Origin of the sequence: Citreicoccus inhibens, from assembly GCF_019039035.1 — a bacterium.
GTDB classification, from domain to species: domain Bacteria; phylum Myxococcota; class Myxococcia; order Myxococcales; family Myxococcaceae; genus Citreicoccus; species Citreicoccus inhibens.
This window is the reverse complement of sequence record NZ_JAHNZT010000011.1, coordinates 25,755-46,855: the sequence shown is the minus strand read 5'-3', so window position 1 is coordinate 46,855 and position 21,101 is coordinate 25,755. Positions and strand designations below refer to the sequence as shown.

Annotated in this window: 13 protein-coding genes; 3 read left to right on the top strand and 10 right to left on the bottom strand. The window is 70.3% G+C overall.

The window, feature by feature from the left end:
- Positions 1-11: 11 nt before the first annotated feature.
- The 6 genes from KRR26_RS15475 to KRR26_RS15450 form a co-directional block, all read right to left on the bottom strand.
- Entirely contained in the window at positions 12-1,547 is a 1,536-nt protein-coding gene (locus KRR26_RS15475) for a trypsin-like peptidase domain-containing protein (RefSeq protein WP_199723843.1), read from the bottom strand.
- A 57-nt stretch (positions 1,548-1,604) separates the two neighbouring features.
- Positions 1,605-2,207, bottom strand: a complete 603-nt coding sequence (locus KRR26_RS15470; protein ID WP_120207928.1) for a nucleotide exchange factor GrpE — start codon at positions 2,205-2,207, stop codon at positions 1,605-1,607.
- A 68-nt stretch (positions 2,208-2,275) separates the two neighbouring features.
- Complete coding sequence (locus tag KRR26_RS15465) at positions 2,276-2,521, bottom strand: RNA polymerase sigma factor region1.1 domain-containing protein (protein WP_120207926.1); 246 nt, start codon at positions 2,519-2,521, stop codon at positions 2,276-2,278.
- A gap of 98 nt (positions 2,522-2,619) precedes the next feature.
- A complete protein-coding gene (gene ftsH, locus KRR26_RS15460) occupies positions 2,620-4,632 on the bottom strand; it encodes an ATP-dependent zinc metalloprotease FtsH (protein ID WP_120207924.1) in 2,013 nt (670 codons plus the stop codon).
- Between the two features lie 180 nt (positions 4,633-4,812).
- Entirely contained in the window at positions 4,813-5,730 is a 918-nt protein-coding gene (locus tag KRR26_RS15455; protein WP_120207922.1) for a hypothetical protein, read from the bottom strand.
- 1 nt (position 5,731) lies between these two features.
- Positions 5,732-6,139 carry a (deoxy)nucleoside triphosphate pyrophosphohydrolase gene (locus KRR26_RS15450; protein ID WP_120207920.1) on the bottom strand — a complete coding sequence of 136 codons (408 nt, stop codon included), beginning with the start codon at positions 6,137-6,139 and terminating at the stop codon, positions 5,732-5,734.
- Positions 6,140-6,475: 336 nt separating this feature from the next.
- On the opposite strand from KRR26_RS15450, the gene KRR26_RS15445 reads away from it, so the two are divergent.
- From KRR26_RS15445 to KRR26_RS15435, 3 genes are all read left to right on the top strand, one after another.
- Positions 6,476-6,724: a helix-turn-helix domain-containing protein gene (locus KRR26_RS15445; protein WP_233577277.1), complete on the top strand. Its 249-nt coding sequence runs from the start codon at positions 6,476-6,478 to the stop codon at positions 6,722-6,724.
- Positions 6,725-6,839: 115 nt separating this feature from the next.
- Positions 6,840-10,670: a serine/threonine-protein kinase gene (locus KRR26_RS15440; protein ID WP_236068652.1), complete on the top strand. Its 3,831-nt coding sequence runs from the start codon at positions 6,840-6,842 to the stop codon at positions 10,668-10,670.
- On the top strand, positions 10,667-11,992 hold the full coding sequence (locus KRR26_RS15435) for a serine/threonine-protein kinase (RefSeq protein ID WP_217080196.1): 1,326 nt from the start codon (positions 10,667-10,669) through the stop codon (positions 11,990-11,992). Before KRR26_RS15440 ends, KRR26_RS15435 begins: the two co-directional genes overlap by 4 nt.
- Positions 11,993-11,998: 6 nt before the next feature.
- Here the strand turns inward: KRR26_RS15435 and KRR26_RS15430 are convergent, their stop codons facing one another.
- From KRR26_RS15430 to KRR26_RS15415, 4 genes are read right to left on the bottom strand one after another with little or no spacing between them, the layout of a single operon-like run.
- Positions 11,999-13,468: an efflux transporter outer membrane subunit gene (locus KRR26_RS15430; protein ID WP_328707144.1), complete on the bottom strand. Its 1,470-nt coding sequence runs from the start codon at positions 13,466-13,468 to the stop codon at positions 11,999-12,001.
- A gap of 54 nt (positions 13,469-13,522) precedes the next feature.
- Positions 13,523-16,612: a multidrug efflux RND transporter permease subunit gene (locus tag KRR26_RS15425; protein ID WP_217080194.1), complete on the bottom strand. Its 3,090-nt coding sequence runs from the start codon at positions 16,610-16,612 to the stop codon at positions 13,523-13,525.
- Positions 16,609-19,722, bottom strand: coding sequence for a multidrug efflux RND transporter permease subunit (locus tag KRR26_RS15420; protein WP_217080193.1), 3,114 nt, complete (start codon positions 19,720-19,722; stop codon positions 16,609-16,611). Before KRR26_RS15420 ends, KRR26_RS15425 begins: the two co-directional genes overlap by 4 nt.
- Positions 19,723-20,994, bottom strand: a complete 1,272-nt coding sequence (locus tag KRR26_RS15415) for an MdtA/MuxA family multidrug efflux RND transporter periplasmic adaptor subunit (RefSeq protein WP_217080192.1) — start codon at positions 20,992-20,994, stop codon at positions 19,723-19,725.
- Between the last annotated feature and the right edge of the window lie 107 nt (positions 20,995-21,101).

Sequence of the window (21,101 nt, the reverse complement as noted above, 5' to 3'; positions counted from 1 at the left end):
ACCGCCAAGGCTCAGCGGGCGATGGCGATGTACTGAAGCACCGTGCCCCGCTGCACGCGCAGGAGGATGCTGGCCCCCGCGCTGCCCCGCTCCAACGCGGCGCGGACTCCCGCGGCATCCTTCACGCGGCGCCGGTTCACCTCCGTCACCACGTCGCCCGCGCGCAGCCCGGCCTGCTCCGCCGCGCTGCGCGGCAGCACGCCAGACACGAGCGCCCCGGTCCAGGCCTCGTACCCCAGCGGCGCCGCCACCTCGGGCGTCAGATCCCGCAGCAGGAGCCCCACGTCATTGGCGCTGCTGCTGGCCCGGTTGGTCAGCCCCGAGGTGGCCTCCGCCGCCGGGCGCGCCACCAGCCGCACCGTCACGTCCTGGGTCCCGGTGCCGCGCAGGAGCGTCAGCCGCGCCTCGGTGCCCGGGGCGAGCAGCGCCACCTTGCGAAGCAGTTGCAGGTAGCTGCCGATGGGGCGCCCGTTCACCGCGACCAGCCGGTCCCCGGGACGGATGCCCGCCGCCGCGGCGGGGCTGCCTCGGTACACGTCGCGGACCATGGGCGCGCGCTGGGCGCCGTTCTCACCGTCCTCGTTGATGACGACGCCCAGCCACCCGCGCTCCAGCTTCCCGTTCTCGCGCAGGTTCGGCAGCAGGTCCTTCACCAGGTTGATGGGCACCGCGAAGCCAATGCCCTGCCCCTCGCTGATGATGGCCGTGGCCACGCCCACGACTTCGCCCTTCATGTTGAACAGCGGGCCGCCCGAGTTGCCGGGGTTGATGAGCGCGTCCGTCTGGATGAAGTCATCGAACTGGCCCACGCCCAGCACGCGCTCCTTGGCGGAGATCATCCCGTGCGCCACCGAGTGGTCCAGGCCGAACGGGTTGCCGATGGCCACCACCCAGTCCCCCACCTGGAGCTCGTCCGAGTCCCCCAGGTAGACGGCCGGCAGGTTGTCCATCTCCGTGCCGCTCAGGCGGAGGAGCGCCACGTCGGTGGAGGCGTCACGGCCCACCACCTCGGCGGGGAACTCGCGGCCGTCCGCCAGGCGCACGGAGATCTGCTGGGCGGTGGAGCCCTCCCGGCCCCCGACCTCCACGCGCGGCGCATCGGGGTTCACCATCGTGCCCATGGAGGGCGCGCGGGAGTTGGCCACCACGTGGTTGTTGGTCACCACCAGCCCGTCTGGCGTGAGCACCAGCCCGGAGCCCGTGGAGCGCTTCATCCCCCCGCCCGGGGCCGAGCCCGGACTCACCGCGGTGATGTTCACCACGCCCGCCTCGACGGCGCGGATCAGCGGCGCCAACGAGGTGGGCGGGACGAAGTTGGGCAGGCCCGAGGAGCCCGGGGCGCGCTCCCGCCACAGCCCCATGGCGCCCGTCCGCCCGTCCGCTCCCGCCGCGTGGACGCCGAAGTAGGTGGCGTGCTCCCGCGCGCGGGCCTGAAGCCAGGGGACCAGCGGATCCTCGGCGGCGCCCGCCAGGGGAGCGAGCGCCAGCACGAGACACACGGCAAGGAAGCGAGGGTGCACGGAGCGGGAGCTTACACGGCGGGCCATGGCGATCCGCCCCAACAGCGCGCACCGCCGGGCCCTTCCCGGCCGCCGGGTCCGCCCTCAGGCGTTCGCGGGCGGGATGTACTTGGCCACCTTCACCCGAGCCGGCCGGATGATCCGGTCCTTCAGGCGGTAGCCGGCCCGCACCTCGGCGACGACCTTCTGGTCGTCCTCGGGCACGGGGGTGATCTCCATGTCCGCGGCCTCGGCCAGGTTGGGATCGTACGGCTGCCCCACCACCTGGAGCCGCTCGATGCCCGCCGCCTGCACCTTGCGCAGCAGGCTGTCGCGGATCATCCGGACGCCCTGCGCCAGCGCGGATCCGTCCTCGCCGCCCGCGTTCAGGGCGCGATCCAACTCGTCGATGGCCTCCAGCAGCGTGACGGCCACGTCGCCGCGCTCGACGTCAATCATCCGCTCGCGCTCGCGGGTCAGGCGCTGCTTGAACTCCTCGCGGTCCTTGTTGAGGGCCTGATAGGCCCGAGCGAGCTCATCCACGCGGCGGCGCGAGGCGTCCAGCTCCGCCTGGAGGCGCGCCTTCTCCACATCCACGGCCGGGGTGGCCTCCTTGCCCGAGCCATCCTGGGCGGGGCCACCCTCGGAGGTGGGGGTCGCGGCCTCGGCGGCCTCCGTCTGCGTGTCGTTGTGCGTGTTGCCGGTCATGTCGAGCCTATTCCTGCAATCGTCGAGGGCCGCGCGAACCTAACCGCCGAGGCGGTCATGTCAACGCGCTAGTGCTCGGAGGGCGCCGCGGGTGACTCGGCCATGAACCCGTGGTCCACCTGCCCCGTCACCTCGTCGATGATCTCCACCTGCGCGGCGCGCAGCGAGTAGTACAGCAACCAGCGCTCGGCCGCCGTCAGCGTCCCGGCGGGCAGGGCCTCCTCGATTTCTTGCACCGTGAGCCGCCCCGCCTTCAGCCCCTTGGCGAAGAGGGCCTTGCGGGCCACGTAGCTCCTGCCGATTCGGTTCTCCACGGCGACTCCTCCCTTCGGCCTGAAGATAATTTCGCCTGTTGGACGCCGCAGGCCGCCGCCGGTTGCAGCCGACGGCGGTCCGCACGGGAGGCGAGCGTTCAGGCGTCCAGGGGAGGATCGGTGTGCTGGGTTGGCGGAGTTTCCGGCTCGGTCGGCGCCACCGGGTGGGCGGAGATGACCGCGCGCGCCTCGGGGTGCAGCAGGCCCCGCTCCGCGACCACCTTGGGCCCGAGGATGGTGACCATCGTGTCCTCCTCGATGACCTCCGTCGCCAGCAGGCGCGCGGCCACGGCCTGCACCTTGTCCCGGTGGGTGTTGAGCACATGGCGGGCGCGCTCCAGCGCCTCGGCCACCATCTTGTGGACCTCTTCGTCAATCATCCGCGCGGTCTGCTCGGAGTAGGAGCGCGTCTCCGGCAGGCCCGCCGAGCGCAAGAAGCCCGGCCCGTGCTCACTGCCCAGCGCCACCGGCCCCAGGCTGCTCATGCCGTAGTCGCGCACCATCATTCGCGCGATCTCCGTGGCCTGCTTCAAGTCATTGGAGGCGCCCGTGGAGATCTCCCCCACGAAGAGTTCCTCCGCGGCCCGGCCGCCCATCATCCCCGCCATCTTGTCGCGCAACTCCTCCAGCGACATGAGGTAGCGGTCCTCCAAGGGCAACGACATGGTGTAGCCCAGCGCCGCCAGTCCGCGGGGGATGATGGAGACCTTCGTCACCCGCTCGGCGTAGGGCAGCATCCAGCCCACCACCGCGTGGCCCGCCTCGTGGTGCGCGACAATCTCCTTCTCGCGCTCGTTCATGCGGCGGTTCTTCTTCTCCAACCCCGCCACCACGCGCTCGATGGCCTCCTCGAAGTCCGCGCGCATCACCGCGTCGCGGTTGCGCCGGGCCGCGAGCAGCGCCGCCTCATTGACGACGTTGGCCAGGTCCGCGCCCACGAATCCCGGCGTGCGCGAGGCAATCACGCGCAGGTCCACGTCCGGCCCCAGCTTCACGCCCCGCGAGTGAATCTCCAGCACCCGCTCGCGCCCGCGCTTGTCCGGGCGGTCCACGAGCACCTGCCGGTCGAACCGTCCGGGGCGCATCAGCGCGCTGTCGAGGATCTCCGGGCGGTTGGTGGCCGCCAGGATGATGAGGCCCGCGCGGCTGTCGAAGCCGTCCATCTCCGCGAGGAGCTGGTTGAGCGTCTGCTCGCGCTCGTCATGGCCGCCCGCGATGCCCGCGTTGCGGCTCTTGCCAATGGCATCCAGCTCATCGATGAAGATGATGCAGGGGGCCTTGGAGGTGGCCTGCGCGAAGAGGTCGCGGACGCGCGCCGCGCCCACGCCCACGAACATCTCCACGAACTCGGAGCCGGAGAGGCTGAAGAACGGCACCCCGGCCTCGCCCGCCACCGCGCGCGCCAGCAGCGTCTTGCCCGTGCCCGGCGGCCCCACCAGCAGCACGCCCTTGGGGATGCGTCCGCCCAGGCGCCGGAACTTCTCGGGCGTCTTGAGGAACTCGACAATCTCGCGCAGTTCGTCCACCGCCTCGTCCACGCCGGCCACGTCCTTGAAGCCCACCCCCGTGTCCGACTCGGCCTGCACCTTCGCGCGCGTCTTGCCGAAGCTCATCACGCTCTGCGGGCCCTGGCCCATGCCGCCCGTCATCCGGCGCATCATGAAGCTCCAGAAGAGGATGAGCAGGCCCATGGGCAGCAGCCAGATCCACAGCACCTCGCTGAAGCTGGATTGAGGCACCGCCTCGAACTGGATGCCCTTCTCCTCGAGCAGCGGGATGAGCTCGTCATCCCCCGGGACGCGGTAGGCCATCCACGGCAACGCGCTCGGCTCGGAGCGCAGTGTCTTCTGCTCACCAGCCGGCGGCTGCGCGTTCTCCTTGAGGAAGCCCTTCACCCACTCGTTGGAGATTTGAACGCGGCTGAACTGCCCGTTCTCGATGGCGTCGCGCAGTTGGCTGTAGCTCACGCGCCGCACGCCCGCGTCCTGGAAGACATTGCGGAACAGCAAGAATCCCAGGACCAGCAACAGGATGTAGCCCAATGGCGAGCCGAACTTGAACCCGCCGCGCGCTGGCGTGGGTTTGTCTGGCTTCTTTCCACGGGGCCCCATCCCTGGCGGCAGATCCTGTGGCTTCATCGTCGGCACGCTTGGCCTCCCCCGCCCCCCAACACGCGCGAGACCCATGTCGCGCGACGTCCCCACCTGACTGGCGAAAGATGATCACCCCGGCCGGCCCGTCAACCGGAACGCCCCACGGCCTGTTCGGGATGTCCGTGCGCCAACGTCCGGTCAGCGGCAATCCACTCGGACCAGGGGCTGGCCAGTGAACTCACTGCCCAGCAGATAGCCGCGGCCATCCGGCAGGAAGGCCACCGCCTCGGCCTGGGCCTGGCTCGCGCCGGGCACTTCCACCACGTCACCGTGCACCAGCTCCTCCAGGCTCGTGGCCCCGGGGCGCCGCACCTCCCAGACGCGGGAGTAGGTGCGCACCAGCATCCGCTGACCGCCCGGGTGGAGGTCCGCCGCGGTGGAGCGATGGTCTTCCCCGGGCGCGTGCAGCGTCCCCAGTTTCGTCGCCACCGTGACGCTGTCCGGGCGCAAGCCGTCGAGCGCGAACACCTCGCCCAGCGACTTGCGCGTCTTGGTGATGACCGCGAGCCGCCCCGTCTGCTGCTCGATGATGAGCGACTCGGTGTCGTGCGTGCCGTCCGGGTAGCGGAACGGCAGGGTCTCCACCGCCAGCGTCGCGTTCCCGAGCACCTCCGGCTCCGGCAGGCGATACAGCCGCACCTCCCGCCGCAACCCGAAGTTGTCGCCCGTGTCCGCCAGCCAGATGCAGGGCCGCGTGTCGCCCGGAGCACAAGGGCCCACCGCCACGTCCTCGATGTCCCGCGACTCCGCGCCCGTGAGCGTCACCCGCGCGAGCACCTGCCCGGCCTCGTTGATCGCGAACACCTCGAAGGCATTCCCCGAGTCGTTGTGCGCCCAGAAGACCCCGGGGTGGCGATGGCTGGCGGCCAGGCCGGACAGCTCTGGCAACTCGGGAGGCACGGTGCCAGTGCGGCGCGGCTCGCCGTAATGGAGGCAGCCCGGGAGGCCCTCGGCCGCGACGGTGCCAGCATCCAGTCCGGAGAGCGCCTGCGGGCGCGTACAGGCGCCCCAGGCCATTGACAGCACACACCCCAGGACGACGCTGGCGCGCCGCATCTCAGGAATCCAGGTCGAGCAGCTTGGCGAGTGTTTTCGCGTCGGCGTCCGGGAAGCGGTACTGCGACATCTCGTCCAACCCGACCCAGCGGTGATCGTGCACCCGCAGGTGCTGGATGGGGGCCCGAGCGTCACTCAGCCGACAGTGGAACACGCGGAAGTCGATGTCATAGGTCGGGTACTCGTGGCGCGTGTGCATCGCCTGTTCGAGCACCTCGATGTCCACGCCCATCTCCTCGCGAATCTCGCGGGCGAGCGCCTCGGCATCGTCCTCGCCCTCCTCCACGCGACCGCCCGGGAACTCCCACAACAGGGGCAGCGACGCCTTCGGGGGCCGCTGGGTGATGAGGTAGCGCCCCTCATCGTTCTGGAGCATCGCGCCGACGACGCGGACGTGACGGCGGGCCATTCGCATCTCCTCGCGTGGAACGGGGAGCGGCGGACTAGCACACCCCCCCGTACCTCGCCAATGCCTCTCCCACCCGAGCACCGTGTCCATGGCTCGCGCCAACCGCCAGCCCAGGGGCCCCAGGTCTCCGGTCATTCCAGGCGGGCGAGCGGGCCCACCATTCCTACCTCGGAGGTCGCATCGGTGGGCCACGAGGACGGACGTGTCCCTTCGAGCCCCTCCCGGAACATCCCGGGCCGCCGGCCAACGGGGCGCCCGCTTCCGGTCCCCGCCCGGGGCGTCGTCCTGGGTCCTGGGCGTGTAGGTTTCGGGGTGACGGAACGGCCGGATGGCGCCATGCTCGGGCCCATGACGACGAGTCGCAGGGAGCGGGCCGAAGCATTGGGCTCGACGCTGAAGGCGGCACGGCAACATGCCGGGCTCTCCATGGAAGAAGTCGCCGAGTACCTGGAACTCCCCGTGGAAGTCCTCGCCCGGGTCGAGCGCGGGGTGATGGTGCCCACCATCCCCACGCTGACGCGCCTGTGTGTGTTGCTGAAGCTTGACCCGGATGCGCTGCCGGACCTGCCTGAGCTGAGCGACTGAGTCCACCCCGGCCCCGGAGTGTGCGTATTCACGCACCCTGGGGCCGCACCGCGAGTGGACCCAGACGTGCGGGGGCTGTTCGTCGAAGAAACGCCCCCACCAACCGTTCTGCTCCATGCGCATGCGCTGCTCGACCTGTCACCGACGCGTGGTGGAGCGGTGTCCCCAGCATCCCTCGAACGCACCGCGCGCCGAGGGGACGCCCGCCCCCGCACTGCCCACCGTCCCGGGATACACGCCCCTGGGAGTCCTCGGTCAGGGAGGCTTCGGGCGCGTCTACCTCGCCAGACGCGAGGCGGATGGCCACCCCGTGGCCCTCAAGGTCCTGGAGCGACACAGCCAGGACCGCCTGGGCCGCGAGCGCGAGGCGCTGCGTCGGATCGGGCCTCCCGCCGTTCCCGAGTTGCTGGGCGAGTGCATCACGGCCGCAGGAGAGCCAGTGCTCGCCATGGAGCCCATCGAGGGCATCACCCTGGCGCACCACCTGTCCACCCAACCCGGAACGGGCGCCCTGCCCTGGCCCCGAGCCCAGGCGTTGATGCTGGGCATGGCCGAGGCCCTGGCTTGCGTGCACGCCGCGCGCATCGTCCACCGGGACCTCAAGCCCGAGAACGTGATGCTCGCGGGTCCGCGGGTGGTGCTGCTCGACTTCGGACTCGCGCGCCCCGAGGACACCCTGGAGCAGCCCGCGCTGGCGCCCACCGTGACGCTCACGGGCCAGCGCTTGGGGACCCCCGAGTACATGGCGCCGGAGCAGTGCCAGGACGCTCGGCGCATCGACACGCGCGCGGACCTCTACAGCTTGGGCGTCGTCTTCTTCGAGCTGCTGAGCGGACGGCCGCCCTTCGTGGGCAATGCGTCCGCGGTCCTGCAGGCGCAAGTGGCGCTGAGACCTCCACCCCTCGCGGGGGAGGTGCCGCTCGCGGTCTCGGCCCTGGTGCAGCGCCTGTTGGCCAAGGCCCCCGAGGCCCGGTTCGCGGATGCGCGAGCGCTCGTTGACGCGCTCCGGGCGGTGCCCGCCGAGGCCGAAGTCTCCGCTCCGGCGTTCGAGAGGCCCGCGGGGTCGAGTGCGCGCGCGTCGGTCCGGGACGTGGCGCTGCTGGGCATCCGGGCGCGCGTGTCTCCCGCGGCCCTCGTCGCCCCGCTGAGCCCGTGGGGGGCGGTGTTGGGGCGGATGGAGCCGGGCCAGGTGCTCGTCGCGTTCCCGCACGCGCCCACGTTGGAGCGAGGTCTGCACTTCGCCAGGAAGGCCGCCGAGGCCCTCGCGCCGCTCTTGCCCGAAGGCTCGCGGGTCGCGATCCATTGCGCGCCCTTGCGCGTTCGCGAGCGGGCGCATCGCGTCACCCTCGCGGGCGCGGCGCTAGAGCACCCGGAACGCTGGTGGCCCGTGACGGTCGAAGCAGGCACCGTCCCTCGGACCCCCGAGGCCCTCGCCCACAGCGGCACGTGGGAAGAGACCTCACGAGCGCCCGTGGCCGAACTCGCCCCGCCGGGCTCCTCCTTCGAGGGACGGCACGCGGACCTGGACTGGCTGCGGGCCGGGCTCGCACGTGCACGGCAGACGGGGGCTCCGGTGTTGCTCACGCTGCTGGGGAGCGAGGGGCTGGGAAAGACCCGACTGCTGTCCGAGTGGCACCGCGAGCTGGAGCATGTGCCCGGCGTGCGGTGCCTTCGGGTCGACCCGTCACGATCCGAGGGGGGCACCGGCGACAGCGGGCCACGAGAACTCGTGGCCGCCGTGCTGGGCCTGCCCTCCGATACGCCTCCCGCCGAGGCCGTGCGCGCGCTGCTCGCGCCACAGTGTCTCCCGTCCTCCTCCGGAACGGAGCATCCCGCGGCGCATCGGCAACACATCGCGCGCGCGGTGGCGGAGCGGCTGGGGCGACTCGCGGCGGAGGGACCTCGGGTCGTGTTGGTGGACGACGCGCACTTGCTCGACCCCATCGCGCTGGATGCGCTGGAGCTGGCGACCCTGGCGACAACGCAAGCGCCGCTGTGCGTGGTGCTCGCGGGCCAGCACGGCCTGCTGGGACTGAGGCCCTACCTGGGCGAACGTGCCCGGGACTCCGCGCGCAGAGTGCTCGCCCCGCTGGATGACGAGGCCGCGCACTCCGTGCTGCGGCAGCTGCTGCGCCCCGTGGAGCTGGTACCGGAGGGACTGCTGCGAACGCTGGGCGAGCGATGCGGTGGCTCGCCCCTGCGCATGGCCGAGACCGTGCGCTCCCTGCGCGCGGCAGGGGCGCTGCGCTCCCAAGCGGATGGTCAAGGCTGGTACCTGGCGACGGACGCGATGCATGGCCTCGCGACCGACAGCCCGGATGAGCGCCTCGCGGAGCGGGGGCTCGCGACGCTGCCTTCGGGCCTGCGCGCCCTGCTCTTCGTGGCCGCGCTGCTGGGCGACGAGGTTCGGCTGGACGAGGTGACGGCCACGCTCGCGCAATTGGAGCCATCCTGCGGACTGGACCTCTCGAATGATCCGGGCGTGGGCCTGGAGCGGCTCGCGCGCACGGGGCTCCTCAGCGCACGGGGCCCGGGCCGGTGGCGCTTCGAACACCCGAGCCTCCGCGAGGCCTTCGCGGCGCTCCTGCCCGTGCCCCTCGCCCACCGCGTCTGCGAGGCCGCGCTCGCCGCGCTCCCAGATGCCCCCACGCCGAGACGCGCACGACTCGCCGAGGCCGCGGGAGACATGGACCACGCGCTGGCCCTCCACTCGCTCCTGGCGGAGTCCGCGCGGCGCGAGCACCGACTGATGGACGCCGAGCGACACTACACCGCCGCGCTGGGCCTGCTGACGCGAGGCGAGTCTCCCGTCCGGAGACTCCTCCTGTCAGGCCGAGGACGCGTGCGTTACCGGCTTCAGCGCATCGACGATGCCGTGGCGGATCTCCGCGCCGCCCGAGCGCTCGCGGAGACCCAGGGCGACACCATGCTGGCGGTGGACCTGATGCTGGAAGAAGCCACCGCGCTGGACTGGCAGGACGACACGGAAGGCTCCACCGCGCTGCTCGAGCGGGCCCTGGGCCGCGTGGCGAACCCCGCGCCGCCCGAGCTGGCCGCGCGCCAGGAACTGGCCCGCGCGCGGGTCATCGTGCGCCGAGGCGACGCGGCCACGGCGGTGCCCGCGCTGGAGCGCGCGGCGAGGCTCGCTCGAGACGCGGGTGAGACCGAGGCGGAGGTCATCTCCCTGGCCATGCTCGGCGCCATGCTCGCGTGGACGGAGCGACCCGCGGAGTCCGAACGACGCTTCGACGAAGCCATCGCGCGGTGTGAGGCCACGGGGGACCTGCTGCACCTGGGCGTCGCGCTCAACAATCGCGTGGTCCTGCGCGTGGCGCAGCGAGATGTCGCGGGCGCATGCGCGGACCTGGAGCGCGCGGTGGCGCTGGGACGAGAATGGGGCAACGTGCAGATCGAGCGCACGTCCGCGTTCAACCTCGCGGAGCTGCTGCTCTATCAGGGCCGTACGACCGAGGCGCTTCCGCTCGCGCGGCGCGCGGGACAACTCAGCCAGCGATTCTTTCCGCACTCCATGGCCCAGGATGGATTGCTGCTGGCGCGCCTGTGCCTCGCGGTGGACGACCTGGACGGCACCGCGCAACAGCTCGCGTGGCTGGACGAGACGGACGCCGCGCGGAGGCTGCCCCTGGGCGGTCGTGTCCTCCAACGGGCGGTGACGCGGAGTCTGGGTGAGGCCCGCGGAGTCCACCGGTACGACGGCGCGCAGTGGGCGCACCTGGCCGCCGAGGCTCGGGAGCACTGCACGCCGGATGAACGCCTGGAGGTGCTCGTCGCGGCAGCAGAGGCCGCGCGCGCGGCGGAGGACTCGCCGCGCCTTCGCGCCTTCCTCGAAGAAGCAGACACCGCCACGCGGCTCGCTCCGCTGTGGAGCGACCGCGTCCATGCGCTCGCGCACGCGCCGATGGACCGCACCGAGGCCAGGGCATGAGCAACCATCGACCGCGCCATCCCGAGGAGACGACACCGCTCGTCGATGCAGAACCGGAACTCTCGCTCTACGGTGACGAGTTGGAGCCCGGCGCGCGAGTGGGCCCATGGATTGTCGAGACCCGTGTCCATCCCGGGATCACCGCCTGGCTGTATCGCGCCAGACATGAGCAGACGCGCGAGCTCGCGGCGCTGAAGGTGGTGCGCTCGCGATACACCCTGGTGAGCGAGGTGCTGCGCCGGTTTCAGCAAGAGGCCGACACGCTTCGCGCGCTGATCCACCCGCACATCGTCGAAGTACGTGAGTCCGGCGAGCTGTCGGATGGGCGGCCCTGGCTGGCGATGGAGTGGCTGGACGGCGGGAGCGTGGATGCGTGGCTCGCGCACCGGGGGCCCTTCTCTCTCGCGGAGGCGCTCACCGTCATGGAGGAGCTGGGCGCGGCGCTCCAACTCGCCCACGCGCAAGGCGTGTTGCACCGCGACCTGAAGGCCCAGAACGTGATGATGGTCCCGCAGCCGGAGGGCTTCCGGGTGAAGCTGGTGGACTTCGGCATCGCCCAGGTTCGCGCGCGCGGAGGCAGCCGCGGGCTGACCTCGGAGGGCGCGGTGCTCGGGACGCCCTCGGCCATGGCACCGGAGCAGATTCGTGGACAGGCCGTGGACGCGCGCACGGACCAGTACGCGCTGGGCGTCCTGCTCTACCAGCTCCTCACGGGGCGACTGCCCTTCTCGGGGACCAGCGCGGTGGAGTTGGAGGAGCAGCACCTGCACGCGCCCGCGCCGAGACTCGGTGAGCAGGTGAAGGCCCCGTCAGGCGTGTGTGAAGCCACCCGCCGAGCCATGGCCAAGCGCCCGGAGGAGCGCTTCCCAGACGTGTCCACCTTCCTCGGTGCCCTGCGCGCGGCGCTCGGACACGAGCCTCCCCTTTCCACCGCGCCTTGGGTGGCGGCACTGTTCGTGGACGTGCGCGTCCCCGAGGGAACCGAGGAGCCCTCCGACGCGGCCATGGACGCGCGCGACGCCGCCGTGGACCACGCAAGAGAGGCGCTCCGCGCCGCGGGCTGGACACTGGATGCCGAGAGCAGCAACGCCCTGCTCGCCCGATGCGCCCTCCCGTCGAACGCGCCGCCCACCCATGCCGAGGTGAGGGCCGTGGCCGAGCGGGTGATGGGCGAAGCCATGCGCGAAGCCGACACCTGGGCCGAAGTGCGGCTCTACACAGACATCGCGCGCGGCGCGCCGCGAGACCTGGAGCACTGGGCCACCGGAGGCCGGGCGGGAACGCTTCGCATCGGTCCCGGATTCCTTTCCGATCCGACCTGAGGAGCCTCACTTCTCCTTGGGGTCCAGCTCCTTCGCGTCCCACCCCCCGCCCAGGGCCTTGATGAGCCCGACCGCCGAGACCATCCGCTGCCCGGAGAGGTTCACCCACTTCTCCTCGGCGGCGAAGGCGGTCGTCTGCGCGATGAGCACCTCCAGGTACGTCGCCGTGCCGGCCTTGTATTGGTTGACGGAGATCTCCAGGGCCTGCTTCGCGGACTCGACCGCCGCCTGCTGGAAGACCAGCTCCTCCTCGAGGACGCGCAGCGAGACGAGGGCATCCTCGACGTCCTGGAACGCGGAGAGCACCGTCTGCCGGTACTCGGCCACGCTCTGCGCATAGGCCGCGCGCGCCGCGTCCGTCTGCGCCAGTCGTTGCCCGCCATCAAACAAGGTCGCGACCAACTGCGGCCCGAGCGACCACACCCAGGCGGGCGCGCTCAACCATTGCGACAAGGCCGCGCTGGTGAAGCCGGTGGACGCGGAGAGCGACAGGTCCGGGAAGAACGCGGCAATCGCCACGCCGATCTGCTCGTTCGCGGCGGCGGCCTTGCGCTCGGCCGCGGCGACATCCGGGCGTCGCTCCAGCAACGACGACGGGAGGCGCAGGGGGAGCGGCGGAGGCACGGCCCGGAGCGGCGTTCGCGGAAGCGCGAAGCCCGACGCGGGCTCACCGACCAGCACGGCGATCGCGTGCTCCAACTGCGCTCGGGCGATCTCGTTCTCCACCGCCGCGGCGCGCGCCAGCTGCACCTGGGTCTGGGCTTGAAGCACATCGGCCCGGGACACCACGCCCTGCGCGTAGCGATTCTGCGTGAGCGTGAGGAGCTTCTCGTTCGCGACGACGGTGTCATCCAGCAGCCGCTGGCTCGCATCCAGGGCGCGAACCTGGAAGTAGCTCTGCGCGAGCATGGCCTGGGCGGACAGCTTCGCGTTCGCCAGGTTCGCGGCGGCCCCTTGTGCCGAGGCCTTCGCGCTGGCCAGTTGGCGGCGCACTCGGCCCCAGAGGTCCAGCTCCCACGAAGCATCCACCGACAACCGGTAGATGTTGCCCGCCCCACTGCTCCCCGTGCTGGGAACCTGCGTGGGCGTCGTAGGCGTGGAGCCGGTGCCCCCCGTGCCCGATGCCCCCCGAGCCCGAGTGGCGGAGGCCGACGCCCCCAGCTGCGGGAACCACGCGGCGCGTGCTTGAGCGACGAGCGCTCGCGCCTGCCAGTAGGCCGCTTCGAAGCCCGCGACGGTCTGGTTCGCGCTCGCCACGCGCGCCTCCAGCGCATTCAACTCGGGCTCTTGAAACACCTCCCACCACGGGCCGCGCTCACGCTCGTCGTTGGGGCGCGCGGGCATCCATCCGTTCGAGGCCTCCTTGAAGTGCGCGGGCACCACGACGCTCGGGCGCCGGTAGTTCGGCCCCACGGGACATCCCAGCACCAGGCAGCCCGCGAGCAGCACGAGCCCCCAGCGCTGGCATACCGCCACCGTCCCTCCACTCCGCCATGATGAGAAGGCGCCGCGCATCACTCGCTCCACACATCAAGGGGCCGCGGCGCGCGGTGTCCCCCGCACGAGCCGCCGGGCCCGGAGCCCCAGCCGATCAAGGGTCAGGTAGATGACCGGCGTCGTGTAGAGGGTCAGCACCTGGCTCACGCAGAGCCCCCCCACAATCGCGATGCCCAGCGGTCGGCGAAGCTCCGACCCCACCCCCGACCCCAGCGCGAGCGGAAGCGCGCCCAGCAGCGCGGCCATGGTCGTCATCAAGATGGGGCGGAGCCGCAACTGCGCCGCGCGGAAGATGGCGTCACGCGGGCTCGCGCCGCCGCGCTCCTCGGACAGCGCGAAGTCGATCATCATGATGGCGTTCTTCTTCACGATGCCGATCAGCAAGATGATGCCGATCAACGCGATGATGGACAGGTCCAACCGGCACAGCAGCAACGCGAGCAGCGCCCCCACGCCCGCCGAAGGCAGCGTGGACAAGATGGTGATGGGGTGCAGCGTGCTCTCGTAGAGGATGCCGAGCACCACATAGACCGCGAACAGCGCCGCCGCGATGAGCAGCGGCTCCGACGCGAGCGAGGACTGGAACGCCTGCGCCGTCCCGCTGAAGCTCCCGCGAATCTGCGCGGGCAGGACCATCTGGTGCACGGCCTCCTCCACCGCGCTCACCACCGTGCCCAGCGAGGCCCCCGGCAGCAGGTTGAACGAGATGGTCGCCGAGGGAAACTGCCCCTGGTGGTTCACCGACAACAGCGTCGAGGCGGGCGCGAAGGTCGCGAACGCGGACAGCGGGACCTGCTGGCCCTGCGCGCCTCGGACATAGACGACGTCGAGGCTCTCGGGGCGCTGCCAGTACTGTTTCTGCACCACCATGACGACGTGGTACTGGTTGCGCTCGGTGTACATCGTCGACACCTGTCGCTGCCCGAAGGCGTCGTAGAGCGTGCTGTCGATCTCCGCGGGGGTGATGCCGAAGCGAGAGGCCGTGTCGTGGTCGACCGTGACGAAGGCCTCCAGCCCGTGGTCACGCTGATCACTGTTGACGTCGGCAACCCCCGGCACCTGCTGGAGCCGCTCCATCACCCGAGGCGCCCAGGTCGTCAGCACCGACAAGTTGTCCGAGGACAGGGTGTATTGGAATTGCGCCCCACCCTGCCGACCGCCAATCACCAGGTCCTGCGCGGACTGCATGAACAGCGAAGAACCCGGTACTCGGGCCAGCTTGCCTCGGAGCCGGTTGATGACCATGTCCGCGGTGACCTTGCGCTCCTCCAACGGCTTGAGCGTGATGAAGAACGACCCGGAGTTCGACGAACTTCCGGAGCCCCCCACCGAGCCGGAGACCGCCTCGACCGCTGGATCCGCGCCGATGATGTGTGCGTACTCGATGAACTTGCGCGACAGCGCCTCGAACGAGATGTCCTGCTCGGCCTGGACGGTCGCGCTGATGCGCCCCGTGTCCTGCTGGGGAAAGAAGCCCTTGGGCACGACGACGAACAAGTAGCCGTTCAGCGCGATGGCCGCGGCCATGACGAGCAGCAAGAGCCCGGGGTGCGCGAGCGCCCAGCCGAGGCTGTGCGCATAGCCCTCCCGCATGCGCTCGAAGGGCCGCATGAAGCGCGAGGGCTTCTTCGCGGCTCGCGAGGGTGAGCGGAGCAGCCGCGAGCACATCACCGGCGTGACGGTGAGCGACACGAGCAGCGAGACGAAGATGGCCACCGACAAGGTGACGGCGAACTCGCGGAACAAGCGCCCGACGATGCCCCCCATCAAGAGGATGGGGATGAACACCGCGATGAGCGAGATGCTCATCGACAGCACCGTGAACCCCACCTCGCGCGCGCCGCGCAGCGCCGCCTCCAGCGGCGTCATGCCCTCTTCCAAATGGCGCTGGATGTCCTCCAGCACCACGATGGCGTCATCCACCACGAAGCCCGTGGAGATGGTCAGCGCCATCATCGACAGGTTGTCCAAGCTGTAGCCCAGCAGGTACATCGCCGCGAAGGTGCCGAGCAGCGACAGCGGGACCGCCACGCTCGGAATCAGCGTCGCGCGCGCACTGCCGAGGAACACGAACACCACGAAGATGACCAGGGCGATGGCCAGCACGAGCGTCACCTCGACGTCATGCAGCGAGGCGCGAATCGTGGTCGTCCGGTCCATCGTCACCGCCATGTCGATGCCCGCCGGCAGTGAGGCCTGGAACGTCGGCAGCAGCGCGCGAATGGCGTCCACGGTGTCGATGACGTTGGCCCCAGGCTCCTTGAAGATGACGAGCAGCACGGCCTGTTTGCCGTTCGCCAGCCCCAGGCTGTGCACGTCCTCCACGTTGTCGTCCGTGACGTCCGCCACGTCCTCCAGCCGAACCTGCGAGCCATCCTGCGACAGCACGGTGATGGCCTTGTACTGCGCCGCCGTGAAGAGCTGATCCGTCGCGGTGACGCTGTAGGTGCGAGGCCCCTCCTCCAGTTGTCCCTTGGGCCGGTTCGCGTTCTGCGCGGCGATGGCGGTGCGGACACCGTCCAGCCCCAGGCCCAGCTTGCTCACCGCGGTGGGATTCACCTCCACGCGCACGGCGGGCAGCGCGCCACCGCCCACGATGACCTGCCCCACGCCCTTCACCTGGGACAGCTTCTGCTGAAGCCGCGTGGACGCCACGTCATACATCTGGCCGCGCGTGTACGTGGCCGAGGTGAGCGCGAGCAGCAGGATGGGCGCGTCCGCGGGATTCACCTTCCGGTAGGTGGGGTTGTTGGGCAGGTTGGCCGGCAGATTCCCGCGCGCGGCGTTGATGGCGGCCTGCACGTCTCGCGCGGCGCCATCGATGTTCCGAGACAGGTCGAACTGCACGACGATGCTCGTGGAGCCGAGACCGCTGGAGGACGTCATCTGCGTGATGCCCGCGATGCGTCCGAGCTGTCGCTCCAGCGGCGTGGCCACGGACGTCGCCATGACGCGAGGGCTCGCCCCTGGAAGCGCCGCTTGCACGTTGATGGTGGGGAACTCCACCTGCGGCAGTGGCGCGACGGGCAGCAGCGTGAAGGCCAGCGCCCCCAACAACGCCGTGCCCAGCGCGAGCAACGACGTGGCGATGGGGCGCGCGATGAAGGGCGCCGAGAGGTTCATTCCGAGGGCGCCTCCCGCGGGGGCGTCATCCCTCCGCGACGCGACGTGCCTCGCGTGAACCGGCGCGAGAGGTTGTCGAAGCCGATGTAGATGACCGGCGTGGTGAAGAGCGTGAGCAGCTGACTGACCGTCAGCCCACCAATGATGGCGATGCCCAACGGCCGCCGCAGCTCCGCCCCCATGCCACTGCCCAGCGCGAGCGGCACCGCGCCGAGCATCGACGCGAGCGTCGTCATGAGGATGGGACGAAAGCGCAGGAGACACGCCTCGTGGATGGCCTCCTGCGCGGTGCGTCCGTGGACGCGCTCCGCCTCCAGGGCGAAGTCGATCATCATGATGGCGTTCTTCATCACGATGCCAATGAGCAGGATGACGCCAATGAGCGCGATGACGCCCAGGTCGATGGCGCACAGCCACAGCGCGAGCAGTGCACCCATCCCCGCCGAGGGCAGTGTGGAGAGGATGGTGAGCGGATGGATGTACGACTCGTAGAGGATGCCGAGCACCAGGTAGACGACCACGACGGCCGCCAGCACGAGGAACCCCTCGTTGGCCAGTGAGTCCTGGAACGTTCGCGCCGTTCCCTCGAACTGGGTCTGCACCGACAGCGGCACTCCCAGGCTCGCCTTCGCTCGTTCGAAGACCCGCACGACCTCTGACAGCGAGGTTCCGGGCTCGGGGTTGAAGGAAACGATGGCGACCGGGAACTGACCCTGTCGGTTGATGGTGAGCGACCCCACGCCGGACGACATGCGCGTGAAGGCCGACAAGGGAACGGGCAAGCCCGCCGCCGACTGGAGGTAGAGCCCCTCCATGGGCTGGGCCGCGCGCCGCTGCTCGGGGAGGACCTCCAGCACGACGTGGTACTGGTTGAGCTGCGTGAAGATGGTGGAGACCTGTCGCTGCCCGAAGGCGTCGTACAGCGCGTCGTCCACTTGCTGCGGGGTGATGCCCAGGCGCGAGGCGGTGTCACGGTCGAGGTCCAGGTTCATCCGGAGCCCTTCGTCCTGAAGGTCACTGGACACCTGACCCAGCTCTGGTTGCCCTCGGAGGTACTCGACCAGCCGGCCGGTCCACGCCGAGACCTCGGCGGTGTCCGGCGAGCTGAGGCTGTACTGGTACTGGGTGCGGCTCACCCGGGTGTCGATGGTCAGGTCCTGCACCGGGGTCAGGTAGAGCGCGATGCCCGGCACCTGCGCGAGCGGCCCGCGCAAGCGCTGGATGACCTGCGTGGCCGAGTCGTCCCGCTGCGCGAGCGGCTTGAGGTTGATCAACATCCGGCCGCTGTTGAGCGTGGTGTTCGTCCCGTCCACACCAATGAACGACGTGAGGCTCTCCACCGCCGGGTCCTGCAACACGACGTGCGCCAGCGCTTGCTGCCGCTCGGCCATGGCGGAGAAGGAGATGGACTGGGGCGCCTCGCTGATGCCCTGGAGCACGCCGGTGTCCTGCACCGGGAAGAAGCCCTTGGGGATGAACCAGAACAGCGCCCCTGTGAGCACCAGTGTGCCCAGGGCGATGAGGAGCGTCACCGTCTGGTGCCGCAGCACCCAGGTCAACGCGACGTCGTAGCGCGCCACGAGCCACTGGAAGGCGCCCCCCATCGCGCGCTCGAAGCGGCTCTCGTTTCCTGGCGCATGGTGCCGCAGCAGGCGTGCACACAGCATGGGCGTGAGCGTCAGCGACACCACCGCGGACAAGAGGATGGTCACCGCCAGGGTGATGGCGAACTCACGGAACAGGCGCCCGACCACGTCTCCCATGAAGAGGAGCGGAATCAGCACGGCGATGAGCGAGACGGTGAGCGAGAGGATGGTGAAGCCGATCTGCTTCGCCCCCTTCAGCGCGGCCTCCAGCGGCGGCGTGCCCCCTTCGATGTAGCGGCTGATGTTCTCGATCATCACGATGGCGTCGTCGACGACGAAGCCCGTCGCGATGGTCAGCGCCATGAGCGTGAGGTTGTTGAGTGAGAAGCCCAGCAGGTACATCGCGCCGAAGGTGCCTACCAGCGACAGCGGCACTGCCACGCTGGGGATGAACGTAGCGGGCAGGTTGCGCAGGAACAGGAAGATGACCAGCACGACCAGGGCGATGGAGAACATCAAGTCCACCTGCACGTCGTGCACGGAGGCGCGGATGGTCGTCGTGCGGTCGGTCAGCACGGCGACCTTCACCGTCGCGGGCAGCGTGGCCTGCAACTGGGGCAGCAGCTTCTTCACGCTGTCCACCACGGCGATGACGTTCGCGCCGGGCTGACGCTGCACGTTGAGGATGACCGCGGGGACGGCGTTCATCCACGCGGCCTGTCGCGCGTTCTCCGCCCCATCGAACACCCGGGCCACGTCCGTCAGCCGAACCGGCGCGCCATTGCGATACGCGAGGATGAGCGGCGCGTAGTCCGTGCTGGTCAGGAGCTGATCATTGGAGTTGATCGTGAAGGACTGGCGCGGCCCATCGAAGCTCCCCTTGGGCGTGTTGACGTTCGCCGCGGCCACGGCGGTGCGGATGTTCTCCAGCGTCAGCCCGCGCGCGGACAGCGCCGTGGCATTGGCCTGGATGCGCACGGCGGGCCGCTGTCCCCCGCTGATGCTCACCAACCCCACGCCGGGGAGTTGCGACAACTTCTGCGCGAGCCGCGTGTCGGCCAGGTCCTCAACCTTCGGCAGCGGCATCACCTCGGACGTCAGCGCCAGGGTGATGACGGGCGTGTCCGCGGGGTTCACCTTGTTGTAGACGGGCGGGTTGGGCAGGTCGCTCGGGAGCAGATTCGAGGCCGCGTTGATGGCTGCCTGCACCTGCTGCTCGGCGATGTCCAGGCTCATGGTCAGCGTGAACTGGAGGGTGATGACCGAGGCCCCTCCCGAGCTGGACGAGGTCATCTGATCCAAGCCGGGCATCTGACCGAACTGGCGCTCCAGGGGCGCGGTGATGGCGGTGGCCATCACGTCCGGGCTCGCGCCCGGGTAGAAGGTCATGACTTGGATGGTCGGGTAATTGACCTCGGGCAGCGCCGAGACCGGCAGCAATCGGTACGCGAGCACCCCGGCGAGCAGGAGCGCGAGCATCAACAGCGACGTCGCGATGGGGCGCAGGATGAAGGGCTCGGACATTCACCGACCGCCATCCGGCGCGACGCCGGCGGGCTCCTCCTGGCCTCCATCTCGGCCGCTGCCTCCCACGGCGGGCCCGGGCTCGCGCGACTGGAGCTTCACGGGCGCGCCATTCGTGAGCTTGTCCGCGCCCTCGACCACCACGAGGTCTCCGGGCTGGAGTCCGGTGGACGCGACCGTGTCATCCCCATCCGAGGGCCCCGTCTTCACCGGCACCACCTGGACGGTGTCGTTCGATTGAACGCGGTAGACAAACGCCCCGTTCACGCCATGCTGAATGGCCGCGGTGGGGACCACGGTCGCGCCGCGCAGGGTGTCGATCATCAACCACGCGTTGACGAACTGCTGCGGAAACAGCGCGAAGTCCGAGTTGGGGAAGGTCGCCTTCAGCCGGACGGTCCCCGTCGTCGGGTCAATCTGATTGTCGACCGTGAGGAGCGTCCCGTTCGCGAGCAGCTTCGTCCCGGTGCGATCGAACGCGCGGACCGCCAGCGTCTGCCCCGTGGCCAGTCGGGAGAGGAGCTCCGGCACCCGGTCCTCGGGCACGGAGAAGATCACCGCGATGGGCTGCTCGGTGTTGACCACCACCAGACCGTTCGCGTCGGCTGCGTGGACGATGTTGCCGGGGTCCACCAGCCGCAGCCCCACTCGCCCACTGACCGGCGAGGTGACGCGGGCATAGGTGAGGTTCAAGCGGGCCGACGCGACCGTGCCTTGGTCCGCCTTCACGTTGCCCTCGTACTGATGCACCAGCGCTCTCTGCGTCTGAAGCGTCTGTTGGGAGACGGAGTCCTGGCTGAACAGCGTGGTGTAGCGCCGGAGGTCTACCCGCGCGTTCGCGAGCAACGCCTCGTCCCGGCGCAGCTGCCCGAGCGCCTGTTCGAGCTGGACCTGAAAAGGGCGCGGATCAATCTCGGCCAGCAGCTGGCCCTCTTTGACGAGCTGCCCTTCTCGAAAGGCGACGCGCATGAGCTGTCCGTCCACGCGCGTCCGGACGGTGACGGTGCTGGTGGGCGTGACGGCACCCAGCCCCGCGAGGTGCACGGGGACATCACGCGTGCGCGCCACGGCCGACACCACTGGCTGCGGCTTCCCGGTGTCACGCGCGCCCGCCGCTTTCGCGGCGGAGCTGGCCTCATGACGACGCGCGAGCAGGACGCCCACGACGACGACGCCACCGAGGCCGACGAGCCACCACTGCCAGAGACGGCGCCGCGGCTTCTCGCGCAAGGATGGACCAGACGGCTCGGGCTCGGGTGGCGGCGGATTCATGCGCGCATGACAGAGCCCCCAAGGTAGGGGGACGCCACGCGTGGACAAGTCAGACACCAGGGCGGGGTTGCTTGCGCGGCGGTGAACACACCGACCGCGGCCACGCA

Bases quoted from the DNA above. Each gene is read 5' to 3' on its own strand.
- KRR26_RS15475 (WP_199723843.1), bottom strand. From the start codon at position 1,547: ATGGCCCGCCGTGTAAGCTCCCGCTCCGTGCACCCTCGCTTCCTTGCC.
- KRR26_RS15470 (WP_120207928.1), bottom strand. From the start codon at position 2,207: ATGACCGGCAACACGCACAACGACACGCAGACGGAGGCCGCCGAGGCC.
- ftsH (WP_120207924.1), bottom strand. From the start codon at position 4,632: ATGGGGCCCCGTGGAAAGAAGCCAGACAAACCCACGCCAGCGCGCGGC.
- KRR26_RS15455 (WP_120207922.1), bottom strand. From the start codon at position 5,730: ATGCGGCGCGCCAGCGTCGTCCTGGGGTGTGTGCTGTCAATGGCCTGG.
- KRR26_RS15450 (WP_120207920.1), bottom strand. From the start codon at position 6,139: ATGGCCCGCCGTCACGTCCGCGTCGTCGGCGCGATGCTCCAGAACGAT.
- KRR26_RS15445 (WP_233577277.1), top strand. From the start codon at position 6,476: ATGCTCGGGCCCATGACGACGAGTCGCAGGGAGCGGGCCGAAGCATTG.
- KRR26_RS15440 (WP_236068652.1), top strand. From the start codon at position 6,840: ATGCGCATGCGCTGCTCGACCTGTCACCGACGCGTGGTGGAGCGGTGT.
- KRR26_RS15435 (WP_217080196.1), top strand. From the start codon at position 10,667: ATGAGCAACCATCGACCGCGCCATCCCGAGGAGACGACACCGCTCGTC.
- KRR26_RS15425 (WP_217080194.1), bottom strand. From the start codon at position 16,612: ATGAACCTCTCGGCGCCCTTCATCGCGCGCCCCATCGCCACGTCGTTG.
- KRR26_RS15420 (WP_217080193.1), bottom strand. From the start codon at position 19,722: ATGTCCGAGCCCTTCATCCTGCGCCCCATCGCGACGTCGCTGTTGATG.
- KRR26_RS15415 (WP_217080192.1), bottom strand. From the start codon at position 20,994: ATGAATCCGCCGCCACCCGAGCCCGAGCCGTCTGGTCCATCCTTGCGC.